Annotated in this window: 11 protein-coding genes; 6 read left to right on the top strand and 5 right to left on the bottom strand. The window is 36.2% G+C overall.

Features of this window, described 5'->3' with window-relative positions; translation table 11 throughout:
- The first annotated feature begins 52 nt into the window (after positions 1-52).
- Entirely contained in the window at positions 53-811 is a 759-nt protein-coding gene (locus H5116_RS08795; RefSeq protein WP_182715982.1) for a hypothetical protein, read from the top strand.
- Between the two features lie 134 nt (positions 812-945).
- Here the strand turns inward: H5116_RS08795 and H5116_RS08790 are convergent, their stop codons facing one another.
- Positions 946-1,509 (bottom strand): YSC84-related protein, encoded by a 564-nt coding sequence (locus H5116_RS08790; protein WP_182711996.1) that lies wholly within the window; start codon positions 1,507-1,509, stop codon positions 946-948.
- A 149-nt stretch (positions 1,510-1,658) separates the two neighbouring features.
- Between H5116_RS08790 and H5116_RS08785 the strand changes: the two genes are divergently transcribed.
- Positions 1,659-2,870, top strand: a complete 1,212-nt coding sequence (locus H5116_RS08785) for a tyrosine-type recombinase/integrase (protein ID WP_182715981.1) — start codon at positions 1,659-1,661, stop codon at positions 2,868-2,870.
- Entirely contained in the window at positions 2,870-4,063 is a 1,194-nt protein-coding gene (locus tag H5116_RS08780; RefSeq protein ID WP_165736076.1) for a sodium:proton antiporter, read from the top strand. The genes H5116_RS08785 and H5116_RS08780 overlap by 1 nt, the downstream gene beginning before the upstream one ends.
- Before the next feature lie 185 nt (positions 4,064-4,248).
- Here the strand turns inward: H5116_RS08780 and H5116_RS08775 are convergent, their stop codons facing one another.
- Positions 4,249-7,296: an FAD-binding and (Fe-S)-binding domain-containing protein gene (locus H5116_RS08775; RefSeq protein ID WP_182715980.1), complete on the bottom strand. Its 3,048-nt coding sequence runs from the start codon at positions 7,294-7,296 to the stop codon at positions 4,249-4,251.
- A gap of 145 nt (positions 7,297-7,441) precedes the next feature.
- On the opposite strand from H5116_RS08775, the gene H5116_RS08770 reads away from it, so the two are divergent.
- Positions 7,442-7,651, top strand: coding sequence for a PGPGW domain-containing protein (locus H5116_RS08770; protein ID WP_024596520.1), 210 nt, complete (start codon positions 7,442-7,444; stop codon positions 7,649-7,651).
- A 71-nt stretch (positions 7,652-7,722) separates the two neighbouring features.
- Here H5116_RS08770 and ppsA read toward each other — a convergent pair whose 3' ends face one another.
- The gene (ppsA, locus tag H5116_RS08765) at positions 7,723-10,098 is read right to left on the bottom strand and encodes a phosphoenolpyruvate synthase (protein WP_007378803.1); all 2,376 of its coding nucleotides are present in this window, start codon (positions 10,096-10,098) and stop codon (positions 7,723-7,725) included.
- A 157-nt stretch (positions 10,099-10,255) separates the two neighbouring features.
- Here ppsA and H5116_RS08760 point away from each other — a divergent pair, with 157 nt between their 5' ends.
- Entirely contained in the window at positions 10,256-11,065 is an 810-nt protein-coding gene (locus H5116_RS08760; protein WP_007583184.1) for a pyruvate, water dikinase regulatory protein, read from the top strand.
- A gap of 63 nt (positions 11,066-11,128) precedes the next feature.
- Here the strand turns inward: H5116_RS08760 and H5116_RS08755 are convergent, their stop codons facing one another.
- On the bottom strand, positions 11,129-12,478 hold the full coding sequence (locus H5116_RS08755) for a class II 3-deoxy-7-phosphoheptulonate synthase (RefSeq protein WP_024596521.1): 1,350 nt from the start codon (positions 12,476-12,478) through the stop codon (positions 11,129-11,131).
- Positions 12,479-13,432: 954 nt separating this feature from the next.
- Here H5116_RS08755 and H5116_RS08750 point away from each other — a divergent pair.
- Positions 13,433-14,308: a DNA replication terminus site-binding protein gene (locus H5116_RS08750; protein WP_024596522.1), complete on the top strand. Its 876-nt coding sequence runs from the start codon at positions 13,433-13,435 to the stop codon at positions 14,306-14,308.
- A 70-nt stretch (positions 14,309-14,378) separates the two neighbouring features.
- Here H5116_RS08750 and H5116_RS08745 read toward each other — a convergent pair whose 3' ends face one another.
- Complete coding sequence (locus H5116_RS08745; protein WP_024596523.1) at positions 14,379-15,593, bottom strand: hypothetical protein; 1,215 nt, start codon at positions 15,591-15,593, stop codon at positions 14,379-14,381.
- Between the last annotated feature and the right edge of the window lie 598 nt (positions 15,594-16,191).

The following is a 16,191-nucleotide window of genomic DNA, read 5'->3' as shown; positions in this document are numbered from 1 at the left end:
AAGTGATAGTTAAACACGAAAAATAACTTATGGAATATAAAGAGGTATTTTAATGAAAATAGTAAGAGGAATATTCTTTTATATTTCATCGGGCTCAGTAATAGCATTATATATAGGTTTTATGTTTGTAGAACCTTTGTTCTATAATGGTTTAGAGGGTTTAATTAAGGTACTTAAAGATTGGCAAACTTTAAATGCAGCTTTAATAGCACTGTTAGCTAGTTTTATAGCCCTATATACAACTCAATACAATGACAAAAAAAAGAAAGAGCGCGACTTTATTGCATCTAAAGCATTCCTACCTGAAGTATTAAGTGAACTGACTAATTACTTGGAATTAAGTGCAAAATTATTGTTAGAAGCATATAGAAGAGAAAACGAAGAAAATGATAAATGCACCTCAGAATTAAACCAAGAATTACCGAAGTTACCAAATAGCCATAGAACTATCTTTAGAGATTGCATACATTCAGGTGAACCTGAAATTGGTGATTATCTATCAGAAATTTTAGTTACATTACAAGTGCATAATTCAAGAATGAAATGTGTGAAAGATGGCTTTAAATCTCCCAGAGAGTTCATGAAGTCTCCCGAAGTGTTAATGAGTAATATATTTGTTTTAGGGAAATTACATGCAAGAGTAACGGGATTATTTGATTTCGGTAGAAATCAAAAAGATTTAAATTATTTACCTCTGACAGTAAGTCAAATTCATAACTCGTATAAAAACTTAGGATTAGATGTATTGGAAGTAGATGGGTTACTGGAGCTTACTGAACGTTTTTGCAAAAATAAAATGAAGAGAACTTAATTGAAAGTTAAGGCAGGGATAATATAAAGCAGACAGTAACAACCCATAAATTACGTTATGTTAAATTGGTTGGATTATAATAAAGCGAGCGTGATTATACAAACCAGCTCGCTTTTAGGAGAGTAATTTGGTGGTTAATTAAGCTCTGAATCTACCCAAAACTTAGTTCCTTTTAATACAGCTTGTAGTGCAAGGCCATTTTCGGTTACAGAATACACAGTAACTTGATCTGCAATTGCTTCAGCAACCAGTGCACCGCCTTTATCTTCATATTTTGCAGCCGCATCAGCGTTTCCGCCAAATGCCCAACCATGTTCAATAAATCTATTTAATGCAGCTTGGTTATGAAAAACCATTACAACGTTAAAATCTTTTACACCTAAGCCAAGCCCTAAACCGGCTTCGCCCATATTCATGTAAGTCGATTTACCCGTAAGATTATTTTTAACTACGCCGTAACCGCCACCAAAACTAGCTAAAACAACATTTACGTTAGCGTTATCAAAAACGGCGAAACCAGCAGAATTAGCAATTTGTTTTTTAACATCAGGTTTTTCAGCGTATAATTTATCTAATGTATTTGTTTTCATACTTTGTACAAGTGAACGTTTTTCGCTTGGTGATGCACTACCTGTAGTAGCACACCCAGTTAACGCAACAGTTAAAGCAAGTACGCTTAGTATAATTAGTTTTTTCATAATGTTTTCCTTAATAAGATATAGCAACCAACAACCATAGAATAATCACGGTATTAAAATAATTAGAGCTTTACTATGTCCAATACTAGACAGTATCGGACTTTAACGTTATTCTGTAAGTCTATTATTTAATTGAATATTTATACATTATGCTTGTTGCTTTGGTTGATACGTTAAAACAATTAAGATATCAAATTGCCCATCTAGATGACGGTACTCTCAATTCAGAATACCCAGAACTTGCATCCTTTATACAGGAAATTGGCTTGACTGTAACTGAATCAAAAGCTGATCTGACATTCTTGTATCAGTTTTTATATGTTTATGGCCGAAAGTCAGAAGCCACTTATAGTCGTTTTCGAAATGAGCTTGAACGCTTTTATTTATGGTCGTGGTTAATAGCAGAAAAATCAGTATTTGATTTAAAACGTGAAGATATTGAAGCTTACGTTGATTTTATGGTTGAACCCGATAAAGCATGGGCTGCAACTTCAGTGCAATGGCGTTATAAAGATGAGCAAGGAATTCGTCGATTAAACCAAAATTGGCGCCCTTTTATGCTTAAAGAATCCATTGCTAGTCAGCAAACTTTATCGTCTATGTTTACTGCTCTAAATGTATTTTATAAGTTTGCCTTACTAGAAGAAAAAACATTTGCTAACTTTGTCCCTGTTGTTAAAAAAAATAGTCCGTACTTAGTTGTTCAATCACAAATTCAAATTCCAGACACATTAAGCGATATTCAATGGGAATACGTTTTTGGTGTAACGCGTGATTTATGCGAACATAACCCTGATTTAGAGCGAAACTTATTTACGCTTGCCTGCTTAAAAGGTCTTTATTTACGAATTTCAGAATTATCTGAGCGCCCACAATGGTCGCCGGTGATGTCTCATTTTTGGCAAGATAATGATGGATTTTGGTTTTTACGTATAATGGGTAAAGGTAATAAATTACGAGATGTAACCTTAAGTGATGATTTTGTTGAATATTTAAAACGATACAGATTATATCGAGGTCTACCTGCCCTTCCTCGGGTTGATGAATCTGAGCCGTTAGTTCATAAAATTCGCGGTCAAGGTGGTATGACCGTAAGGCAAATTAGGCGTTTAGTTCAACAAAGTTTTGATTATGCTCAGCAATCATTACTTGATGATGGTTTTAAAGATGACGCTGAACAACTTGGCGCTGCAACTGCACATTGGCTTCGTCATACAGGTGCTACACATGATGCGCAAACCAGACCGCTTAAACATTTATCAGAAGATTTAGGCCATTCTAAAATTGCGACTACCGATCAAATTTATATTCAAACAAATATTAAAGAGCGAGCAAAGTCAGGACTTAAAAGGAAAATTTAATGGAGTATTTAGTAATAGCATTTATAGGCGGATTATTTTTAATTTATTCTTTAACACTTCGCCAGTTAGAAAAAACAGAAGTAACAGGCCCAATGTTTTTTGTTGTTGGCGGAATATGTTTAGCTTCAATGCTACCCAACGAAGGGGATAAAATAAAAGAAGGCGTTGATCTTTTATTACCATTTATAGAGCTTACGCTAAGTATTTTTTTATTTTCTGATGCAGCTAAATCAAAGTTGAGTGTATTAAGGCATAGTTTTCAGTATCCTAGTTTACTGTTGTTTGTTGCCCTACCCTTAACTTTGTTACTTGGTATTGCTGTTGCTTTATTTTTCTTTGCTGAGCTTTCACTTATTCAAGCAGCGTTGCTCGCTATTATTTTAACACCTACCGATGCAGCTTTAAGTAAAGGGTTACTAGCAAGTACACAAGTGCCTGAAAAAATACGCGAAGGAATAAATACTGAAAGTGGTTTGAACGATGGATTATGCGTACCTATATTTTTAATATTTATATTACTCGCTAAAAATCCTGATTCAGCTATTACTGCAACACAAACACTAAGTGTGTTTGGCCGAGAGCTTGGCTTGGCTTTATTAATAGCTATTACAAGTATTGTTGTTTTTATACCGAGTTTAAACTTTGCAATGAAACGTCATTACTTTGCACAAAATACCAGTCCGTTTTTATTACTCGGTTTTGCTATGGCTGTGTTTTCTGTGACTCAATATTTTCATGGCAGTGGATTTATTGCGGTGTTTATTGCAGGTTTATTATTTGATAAATTTTCGACCGAAGAAGTTAGAACAGAATTAATTGAAGACTCAGAGCATATCGCAGATTTCACATCGTTAATGATTTGGTGCTTGTTCGGGTTTGTTTGTGCTTACTTAGTTATTCCTAAATTAAATACTGAGATTATAATTTACGCTTTGTTAAGTACAACATTGATTAGAATAATTCCAGTTATGCTGTCTCTGCAGTTTACGGCATTGAGTATTAAAGAGCGTTTTACATTTGCGTGGTTTGGACCAAGAGGATTAGCATCAATTGTTTTTACATTGATGGTGATAGATACGCAAATAGAAAACAAATATCAAATAGCGACGATAGCAATGACGACTATTTTGTTTAGTGTATTTATACATGGTATTAGCACTAAACCTATTGCCGATAGTTTTGTTAAAAAATAATTATTTAAACTAGGTAAATTAAGAATACGTATTAAAAAAGGCGTAACGGTTATTTTCATCACTGATGAAGTTAATCGTTGCGCCTTTTTGTATTTAATGAATAATTCACTAAATTGGTATTTAGATAAAACTATTTAAGTACTCTTATATAAGTGACCTTATTTAAGCACTCTTATTTTATAAAGTTATTTAAGAACCTGTGCTAGTAATTCAATTGGGTGTTTTGGTTTAAATTGTTCAAAACGTTTAACTTGGCTACGACAAGAAAATCCCGTAGATAAAAGTTGCTCTGGTTTATTTTTATCTACAATTGGTTTCCAACTCATTTCGTAAAGTGCACGTGAGTTATCTTGATTTTGTGCTTCGTGGCCATAAGTCCCCGCCATTCCACAGCAACCTGTATTTGTTGTTTTTAATGTTAAACCAATATCACTGAAAATTGTTTGCCAAACATTTGCCGCTTTTGGCAGTGCAGTTGTTTCAGTACAGTGACTCAGTAATGTAAATTCGGTATCTGTATTTTGCTTTGCGCTTAGTGATTTAAACGATTGTGTTTCTAACCACTCATGGGCAAGTTGCACATTAAATTCACCACGGTTATTTTCTAAAATTGTATTATATTCATCGCGGTAACACATAACGAGTGACGCATCTAAACCGACTAGGGGTGCATTAATATCATTTAATTTATTTAAAAACTCAGCTGCATTTTTAGCTGTAACTTTAAATTCATGCAAAAAACCTTTTACGTGTTGCGGTTTACCATTTGGTTTAAAAGGTAATAGCATTGGTTTTTTGCCAAGTTGGGTTATTAAAGTAATAAAACTTTCTACTAATTCGGCTTCGTAAAAGCTCGTAAATGGGTCTTGTACTATTAATACATATTCACTTTGTTGCTCTGCATTTAATTTATTTAATAAATCAAAATCAAATTTTTGTGTTTTAGTAATACGCTTTGAAAGTGCAGGAATACTTAACTGTGGTGTATCAACATAGCCAACTGTTTTTTTAATAACATTGCTTACTAATGATGTTTTAACAATTGGATTTATGACTTTAGCGAACTTTGCCATTAATGGCGCGCTGTTTTCTATGTTACCAACAAGGTAATCTTTTAGCGGACGCGCATAATAACTATGATAATAATTTAAAAAGCGTGAACGAAAAGTGGGTACATCTACTTTAATTGGGCATGCAGTTGTACATGCTTTACATGCTAAACATTCATCCATTGACGCTTTTACTTCGTGAGAAAAGTCGTAAATACCTTTTCGTTTTTCGCGGCTATGAACAAAACGTTCCCACCAGGTGATTACTTCACCTTTGTTAAGTTGCTTTTCTACTTCGAGTAAATCTACATTTTTTGACTCTTGTAATCGAAGCCATTCGCGCATTAAACTTGCGCGTCCTTTTGGTGAATTACGGCGATCGCCAGTTACTTTATACGATGGACACATAGGTGAATTTTCATCGTAATTAAAGCATATGCCATTACCATTACAGGTCATTGCATTGTTAAAACTGGTTTTAACTTCTATTGATATTTGCTTATCGAAGTGCGATCTCTTTTGTCCATCAACACTAACTAGTGAGTCTTCACTATCGATAGGAGTACATATTTTACCAGGGTTAATACGGTTGTTAGGATCAAAAGCTGTCTTTATTTTACGAAGTTGAGTATATAAATGCTCACCAAAAAATTCAGGACTATATTCACTTCGGTAACCTTTACCGTGTTCGCCCCACATTAAACCACCGTACTTAGCGGTTAGTTTTACTACTTGATCTGAAATAGTTCTAAGTAGTTTTTCTTGTTCTGGGTCGCACATATCAAGTGCTGGGCGTACGTGTAAAACCCCCGCATCAACATGGCCAAACATACCATACTGTAAATTATGGCTGTCGAGTAATGCTCTAAATTCGACAATATAATCTGCTAAGTTTTCAGGGGGTACAGCGGTGTCTTCTGCAAAGGCGAGTGGTTTTTGACTGCCTTTTACATTACCTAATAAACCCACAGACTTTTTACGCATTGCGTAAATTTTAAGTATATCGCTTTTATCACTGGTTAACTGATAACCAATAACGCCATTAGTTTGATTTGCTACGCATTCGTCTAGAAGTTTACAAAGCGTGTCTACTTTGTCTTTTATATCATCGTTTGATACTGCATTAAACTCGACCATGTTAAGGCCTTGCATATCTTTATTTGGTACGTCGGTTATTAAGTCCGATACTAAATTCCAAATAATGTCTTCACGCGCTAAGTTTAAAACTTTGCTATCAACGGTTTCTACCGATGTTGCGCGTGCATCAACTAAAAACGGTGAATGACGAAGTGCTGAATCAAAACTATCGTACTTGATATTTATAAGGGTTTTAAATTCAGCAATCGGTGTTAGGTTTAATTTAGCTTCAGTTACTATACCTAATGAGCCTTCTGAACCTGTTATTAGTCGGCTCATGTCAAAAGTAAGTAAGTCATCACTTAGCACATGCTCTAGGTCGTAGCCGGTTAAAAACCTATTTAACCGTGGAAACTTAGCTAAAATAGCTGCGCGTTCATTAACTGAAATATCTAAAACTGTTTTATATAAACTACCAATTAGAGAGTCTTGCTCGGCTATAATTTTTGCTTTGTCGATGTCTATTGGTGAGGTACACATAGGTGTACCATCGACTAAATAAGTTGTAAGCCCTAAAACATGATCGCTTGTTTTTCCGTAAACTAGCGAACCTTGCCCAGAGGCGTCAGTACTTATCATGCCACCAATAGTTGCCCTGTTACTGGTAGATAAATCGGGCGAGAAGAAAAAACCATAAGGTTTTAAAAAGTCATTAAGTTGATCTTTTATTACGCCGGTTTGAACGCGTACCCAGCCTTCTTCTACATTTATTTCGAGGATTTCGCGCATATAGCGAGACAAATCTACAACAATACCTGGTGTTAACGATTGACCGTTAGTACCTGTTCCGCCACCACGAGGGCCAAAAGTTAAAGATAAAAATGGGTCGCGAGATGCAGTTTGCAGTGCGAGTTGAATATCTTTTTCACTTTTTGGAAAAATAACACCTTGGGGTATTTCCTGATACACACTGTTATCGGTTGAAGCAGTAATACGCGTTGCATAACTTGCATCGGTATCTCCACTAAAACCTTGGCTTGCAATGGTGTTTAGGTAATTTGCGACAAGTTCTGTCGCGGCATCTTGCTGTGTAATTGTTGCTATCATGACGGCGATATTTTAGGGCATTTGACTAATTATATCATGGTGATGGCGAATAGAAATTGAAGATTTTACAGTTTGTAACACTCTTTTAGTCGATTTTAATGCAGCTTAAATTATACTCAAGTTAACGAGTAATGAGGTGTGTTATATGAAAAAATTACTATTACAGATCAGTGGCGTGCTATTTATTTTACTAGGGTTATTTTTTGCGGTTGTACCAGGACCATCACTTATATTTTTTATGGCGGGTTTATTGTGTTTTTCGTTTTATTACCCTAAAGCGCGACATTACTTATCACTTTGCCAAAAGGCGTTAACTAAATCATGTGCTTATTTAGATAAAAAATTAGCCCGTTAATTTAACTTTTAATTGGGTATAAAAAAATGCCAGCAATACATTGCTGGCATTTTTTATAGCTTACCTATTTATTACTTTGCTAATTTTTTAGCTAGGTATAACCATGTTTCTATTACTGTGTCTGGATTGAGTGAAACAGAGTCAATGCCCTGCTCTACTAACCATGCAGCAAAGTCTTCGTGATCTGAAGGACCTTGACCACAAATACCTACGTACTTGCCTTTTTCTTTAGCTGTTTTAATTGCCATAGAAAGTAGTTTTTTAATTGCTGGGTTACGCTCATCAAATAAATGTGCGATTAAACCTGAATCACGATCAAGACCAAGCGTTAACTGTGTTAAATCGTTAGAGCCGATAGAAAAACCATCAAACATTTCTAAAAATTCATCAGCAAGTAATGCATTTGAAGGCAGCTCACACATCATGATTACTTTAAGACCATTTTCACCACGTTTAAGGCCATGCTCTTCTAGTAATTCAATTACGCGTTTACCTTCTTCAAGGGTACGTACAAATGGGATCATGATTTCAATGTTTGCCATATCCATGTCGTTTCTTACGCGTTTTATAGCTTCACATTCTAGTGCAAAACAATCGCGGAAGTCTTCAGAGATATAACGTGCGGCGCCACGAAAACCAATCATTGGGTTTTCTTCTTCAGGCTCGTATTGCTGGCCGCCAACTAGGTTTGCGTATTCGTTTGATTTAAAATCAGACATACGCACAATTACACGCTCCGGTGCAAAAGCACAACCAAGCGTTGAAATACCTTCAACCAGTTTTGTTATGTAAAACTCTACTGGTGATTCGTAACCGGCAATCATGTCAGTAATTTCTGCTTTTAATGCATCGGTTTGCGCATCAAAATTTAATAACGCTTTAGGGTGAACGCCAATCATACGGTTAATAATAAATTCAACTCGCGCAAGGCCAACACCTGCATGCGGTAAGCGTGCAAAGTCAAAGGCGCGATCGGGGTTACCCACGTTCATCATTACTTTCATTGGTAGTTCTGGCATTTTATCAACGCGTGACGTTAGTATTTCAAAATCTAAAATACCTTCGTAAATAAAGCCGGTATCGCCTTCGGCGCACGATACTGTTACTTCTTGTCCCGCTTTAATTAAATCAGTTGCATTACCACAACCAACAACTGCTGGAATACCAAGTTCGCGTGCAATTATTGCCGCGTGACACGTACGGCCACCACGATTTGTAACTATCGCTGCTGCACGTTTCATGATTGGTTCCCAATCAGGGTCGGTCATATCGGTAACTAAAATGTCGCCTACTTGTACCTGGTCCATTTCTTTGATTGAATCAAGAACGCGTACAACACCGCTACCAATTTTGTGACCAATTGCACGGCCTTCAACAAGTACATTACTTGTGCCATTTAATTGAAAACGTTCCATTACGTTTGAGTCTTCGTTTGAGCGGACAGTTTCTGGACGTGCTTGAACTATATATAGTTTGCCGTCGTTTCCGTCTTTTGCCCATTCGATGTCCATAGGACGACCGTAATGTTTTTCAATGATTACAGCTTGTTTGGCAAGATCTTGCACTTCTTCATCTGTAATCGAAAATTTATTAGAAAGCTCAGGGTCAACATCAACGATGTCTACTTGCTTACCATGTGCTTTATCTTCTGAGTAAATCATTTGTATGGCTTTAGAACCAATATTACGACGTACTACTGAAGGTTTGTTTTTAAGGAGTGTTGGTTTATGAACATAAAATTCATCAGGGTTAACCGCGCCCTGTACAACCATTTCACCTAAGCCATAGCTTGATGTAATAAATACAACGTCTTCAAAACCAGACTCTGTATCAATACTAAACATTACGCCAGATGCTGATTTATCTGAACGTACCATGCGCTGTATACCTGCTGATAACGCTACACCACGGTGATCGTAACCTTGGTGAACACGATATGAGATTGCACGGTCATTAAATAATGAAGCAAATACGTGTTTAATAGCGACCATGACTGAATCGATACCGACAACGTTAAGGAAAGTTTCTTGTTGGCCTGCGAATGATGCATCTGGCATATCTTCAGCGGTAGCTGATGAACGTACTGCAAATGAAACATCTGCTGCAGTATCGCCATGGAGTTGGCTATATGCGTCGCGAATGGCTTGATCTAGGTTTGGTTGGAATGGTGTGTCGATTATCCATTGGCGGATATCGGCACCGACTTTAGCGAGTGTATTTACATCATCAACATCAAGTGTATCTAGGATGTCATGAATTTTGGCGGTGAGTCCTGATTGATCTAGAAACTCATTAAAAGCATCTGCGGTAGTTGCAAAACCACCCGGTACTTGTACACCTGCGTTTGCGAGGTTTGAAATCATTTCGCCAAGTGACGCGTTTTTACCGCCAACTCGAGGAACATCTTGCATACCAAGCTCTTGATACCAGAGAACGTATTCTTGCACGGATCTTTCTCCAAAAAAAACAAATTGTAGGTCTAACTGTGAGAGTTAAGAAAGAAAACCTTTTATAAAGGTCGTCATCATTCTACACTGGCAACAGTCCTCACGTAAACCGTGGGAAACCCATTTTAGGGATTTAAACGCAATAAAAAGGTTAATTATGAGAACTGCTTTTTATATATCAGATGGAACAGCAATTACTTCAGAGGTATTTGGGCATGCGACTTTGTCGTTGTTTCCTATCGATTTTAATCATAAAACAATTCCATTTGTAGAAACTGAAGAAAAAGCGCACGAAATTAAAGCTTTAATTAATGCAACCGCTGCAAAAACAGGTGAAAAGCCTTTCGTGTTTTTTACTTTTGTAAATCACAATTTAAGTGAAATTATAAAATCGGCTGATGCAGTTACGTATGATTTTTTAACTACGTATAGCGAAAAAATAGAAAAAGAGCTCAATGTAGCTCCTGTTCCAAAAATGCATCGTACGCATTCTATCCACGAAAAAAGTTATGATTTTAGAATTGATGCGGTTAACTATGCTCTTATGAATGATGATGGTGGAAATATTAAAAACTTTTCCGAAGCAGACATCATTTTAATTGGCGTTAGCAGAAGTGGTAAAACACCGACAAGCTTATACTTAGCACTGCAGTACGGCATTAAAGCGGCTAACTACCCTATTACAGAAGAAGATTTAGATAATGAAGGTTTGCCTAAATGTTTAGTCCCTTATAAACATAAGTTATTTGGACTGACGATTGACCCTGAGAGGCTTGCGGCTATAAGGCATCGACGTATGGCTAACTCTAAGTATGCTTCAATTAAACAGTGCCGTATTGAGGTGCGCGAAGTAGAAATGTTGTATAAGCGTCACAAAATAGCTTACTTTAATTCTACGCATCATTCTGTTGAAGAGATTTCTGCAAAAATACTGATAGAAACAGACTTGGAGCGACGTAAGTACTGACTTACTCATCAAATTTGAAATAAAAAAACCGCAACTAAGCGGTTTTTTTTGTATCAATAAATATTATTTACGTGCGTCTTTTAGTAAATCAGCTACTAAAAAGCCTAACTCTAATACTTGGTCGGCGTTAAGGCGTGGATCACACTGTGTTTTGTAACGCTGTGCTAAGTCATCGTCAGATAAACCGTAAGCACCGCCTGTACATTCTGTTACGTGCTGACCTGTCATTTCTAGGTGAACACCACCTGCGTATGAACCTTCAGCTTTGTGTACAGCGAAGAATTGACTGATCTCGCGCATGATATTATCGAAGTTACGCGTTTTGTAACCTGAAGTCGCTTTTTCAGTATTACCGTGCATTGGATCAGAACTCCAAATTACTTTACGGCCTTCTTGTTGAACTCTTCGTACTAGTGCTGGGAGTTTTTCTGGCAGTACGTCTGCACCCATACGTGTAATTAGCGTTAAACGACCAGGAATGTTATCTGGGTTTAATGCGTCAATTAAACGAATTAGGTCGTCAGGGTCCATACCTGGGCCAACTTTAACACCAATTGGGTTTTTAATGCCTTTAAAGAACTCAATATGTGCGTGGTCTAGTTGGCGTGTACGTTCACCAATCCAAACAAAGTGAGCAGAACAATCGTACCAATCACCCGATAAATGGTCGCGACGTGTTAGTGCCTCTTCGTAACCAAGTAGTAAAGCTTCGTGAGAAGTGTATAAATCGGTTTCTTTTAAGCTTGGCGCAATTGTAGAGTTAATTCCGCACACTTCCATAAACTCTAGTGCGTCTTGAATTTTATCTGCAAGTTGTTGGTATTTTTCTTTAAGTGGATTTGCAGCAACAAAGCCCATGTTCCAGCGGTTAACCTGATGAAGATCGGCTAGGCCACCTTGTGCAAATGCACGTAATAAGTTTAACGTAGCGGCACTGTGATGGTATGCAGTCATTAAACGTTGTGGGTCTGGAATGCGCGCTTCTTCTGTAAACTCAATATTATTAATGATGTCGCCACGGTAAGATGGTAAAGACACGCCATTAATTGTTTCTAAGTCTGCTGAACGAGGTTTAGCGTATTGACCAGCCATACGCGCTATTTTAACTACAGGGCATTTACCGCCATAAGTTAATACAACAGCCATTTGTAAAATTGTTTTGAATGTATCGCGAATATTAGCGGCATTAAAATCGCTAAACGACTCGGCACAGTCACCACCTTGAAGTAAAAATGCACGACCTTCGCACACGTCTTCAAGTTGTTTGAATAGGCTTCTTGTTTCTTCTGCAAAAACTAGAGGCGGAGCCGTTTTTAATTGGCCTTCAACTGATTTAAGTATTTCTTGATCTGGGTACTGTGGCTGCTGCAGTATTGGCAGCTCTCTCCAGCTATTTGGGTTCCACGATGACATAATTTTTCCTCATTCCTACATTACCTGATAAGAAGAAATTAACGTATGCAGACCCCTATGTTCAAGGACTAAATTCACTATTTTCCAATTATTTAGTTATGAGTTAAGTATAAAAGTAATTTTACTTAACTCAGGTGGTTATATAACAATCACTTTAGTTTTATTTCAAATAAACTAAAGTGATTTAAAACATACATTTAGAGTTAATTAGTTTCAATTTTAACACATTGAGAATAAATAAAGCACAAGGGTATATTATATGTATTTTACCTAAGAACACATCATACTTAAACTGCATCAAGTGTACTCTTAACTTTACGCGCTAAATTAATTATTAACTAACAGGGACTATGTGCAGGCCTAAATATATGATATGGCATTTTGTGTTGCTCATTTATATGTACTTTAAGCCTAGTAGAATAGCGCTGTTGATTATTCTGATGCCAGAATATACTTACAACTGACACAAGGTAATCTGCTGATTCACCACTCACTTTCCCACCCTGCCGCCAACGTTATTTAGCAAGTTGTGATAACTAAAAACTTAACTGCCAGTGATGCCTTAAATGGCTCTCATGCAAAAATCATGTATGACATTTTACGCTTTTGGATGATAAACCCATAGTTAAAACACGTTATAATATTAATCACTAATTAGAGAAACAACCAAAACTAACACTATTATTTAGAATACAACCGCACCAAGTTCATTTTACATTTCTCATTTATTACACTATATGGGCAATTAAGCTCTAAGCGGACTAACTCTTTAATCAATAAAACAGTACTAAATTACAGGAATAAGTAGAACCATTTACCCCAGAAAGAACACATCATACATTATTTGCTTTCAATTCTATCTGAACACCGAGTATTATTTTTATTAAATATTTACTCAATGCAAAGTGCATGCAATAATATGGAGTTAGTAAGATGTGTTCTTTGAGGTGTGCCGTGGTTACTAAAGTGCAAATTAGGAGTCAGTTTGATTTAATGAACGAATTAACTTTAAGGTTAATTGAGGAATTAAACGAATGTGAGTTTTCCAGAGCAGAGTACTATCAGTTACCTGATGTAAGTAATTTAGATGAAAATAAGGTTCCTGAGTCCATACTTGTCTCTAAAATAACTGGAGCGCCGGCTCAAAAGGCAATTTTAAACTCCTTTTCTGACATTTATAAAAAATCGGGCTTAAGCAGTCGCGTGTTAAAAAGGCACCCTGGTTTACTTGTTATTAAAAATGCAGATAAACAAGCTTTAAATAATCGTATAGCACAGGTTAACAAAGCTAAAGCTAGTTTCAAAGAGTGTATATTGGCAATTGATAATAACGATGCCCGATTTGAGGCTGTTCATAATGCAATACCAAATTTAATAACACTTGCTGCTTACCGTAAGATTCACAGTGAGAGTGAATCACCATTTTCTGTTAGGTTTACTTGGATGCACAAGCACGCAACTAAAACGTTGACTAAAAAAATGGCCCTCGAAATGCTCGACAAATCGGCCAGTTATCGAAATCCAAGAATGATAGATCAGCAAAAATGGCAATCACTTGTAGCTCAAGAACAATTACGGGTTGCTAGTTTAGGTGAAAAGGAAAAATTAAGAATTCGTCGCCCTACTCGCGTAAGCCCTCAAGTTAATGTGAGATACACAGCACAAAACCGCTATCATGTGAGCGCCGCATTACCATTTATTCTGATTAATCCAGAAGCAGACGTTAAACTAGGTATCTTACCTGATTATAAAAAACCCGAAGCTCATCCTCGAAAACGTGAGTATGATTTTTTAGTTGATAGGCTATATTTAGAACAAGTTGACCGATAGCTATTATGTTAAAAAGGCCACAATATGTGGCCTTTTTAGTAAATATGTACGGTATTTAAAATAGCGTTTATTATTTTTCTACTATCTCTTCTATTTTATCTTCATCAATTAACACTGCATTTTCAACAATACGTTTACCGCCTTGAATCTCAATGCGTTTGTTGTGTTTGTTCAATGTAAGTATTTCATCGCAAAACTGATCAGAGGGGTGCATTTCGTATGTGTAATCAATAATGTTACCAGTTTTGTCATCTTTGACGTTTGTAATGCTGTATTCTGATATAGCACCTTTTTCAATCAAATCTTTCATTGTGGTGGTCATATCACGACGAAGCGCTTTTAATTTATTTTCCGTAATATCATCAGTTGAATAAATAGATCCGTATTTTTCCATAATAGAAAGTAATCTAAAATGATACGTTTTACCTGGAGCTGCATAACGCCAAAGGTGATACAAACGAAGCATCATCCAACGCGACAATCCCCGTTTTAATTCTTGTGCACTATTAAAGTAATACCCTTTGTATTCAAGGTTATCAATCATGTTATGAACAAACGCATTTAAGCAGGCCACACACTTTACATTGCCACCTTGACCTTTTTTACCACTAAAGTGAAGTGACGATAAAAAGTTCATATTTGACTCGTAAAACGAATCATCTATATCGGAGTTTTTAGTATCGGTTGCTGAATATTTAAATGAAAGTTTAGAACCTTGCAATGCTTCAAGTGACTCTTTAATTGCAGGATATGGCATTGACTGCCCTACCGCTTTGAGCTCTTGCGCTAATTCGTTCATAGAAAAAACAACCGCGTATTGAATACCGGACTTAAAATTAATTTTAACTATTTTGCCTTTAGAAGCTAAACGAATAAGTGCTCGTTCTACTTTTTCTTCCCTGTCCGATGGCCAAACAAGATACTCAATATCTTCACCATCTTTACGAGTACTGACAACAGCAGGGGTAATTTTTATCTCACCATCGTATAAAATACCATCTACTTTCTCTGATATTTTACGCGTAATGATTGTTTTTTTAGGCGCTTCTTCAAGTGGCAATTTTTTATAGCCAGAGCGAACAAAACGGCCCCACAAATCATAATGATTAAACGTGTTTGAATATGCACGTAAACCATGAGCTGCATTTTCAATAGAAATTCGCACGTCTTTGTTGTCTGTAAATAGTGCTAAACTTTCGTTATCAATTGCACTTTCCACCCCGTGGATTTGGCCCCTGAGTGTATCGGGCAAATTATCTACCGAGATGTTGACCTTTCGGCTCATTGTTCTTATTTCCATTTTTATTGCGACATCTAATAACAACACATTAAACAACAAAAGTTAAATGTTTAAGTTAGTATAAAAGTGATCTGACTTTAAATAAAACGTTTAGATCACTATTATACTAAGTAATGTATATAACTTGCGATTTCAGATCATATTTTTACTAACTGGGTCATCACAAATCTGTTTTTTACTAACTCAGCTGTTATTTTGTCCATCACAATGGCTTTATTTTAAAATTTAGCACGACAAATTCATACTAAAATTAATATCCCTGTGGATAAAGGCTTATCGAGTTAGCATAGATCTGATCTGTACCAAGTACAGATCAGATCTATACTAATTAAACGAACCTATTGACGCTAAGGTTAGTGCATAACTTTATAATTTACTTAGTAAAAAATTGATCTCAAGGGCTCTTTTTGTTCATAACCTTATGCGTAACCTGTGTATAACTTGATTTAAAAAATAAGGCTTAGTAAAAAGGTGATCTGCAGGTAGATAAAGATCTGATCTTAACCAAGTATAACGCTGATCTGCTTTTTTTTATATTGTTTATATTAATCATAATGTTATGTGTTAATTTAAGGTCCTTAAC

It is taken from the genome of Pseudoalteromonas sp. SG45-2, from assembly GCF_014164115.1.
Lineage (GTDB): Bacteria > Pseudomonadota > Gammaproteobacteria > Enterobacterales > Alteromonadaceae > Pseudoalteromonas > Pseudoalteromonas distincta.
This window is presented reverse-complemented; position numbering and strand designations above follow the sequence as displayed.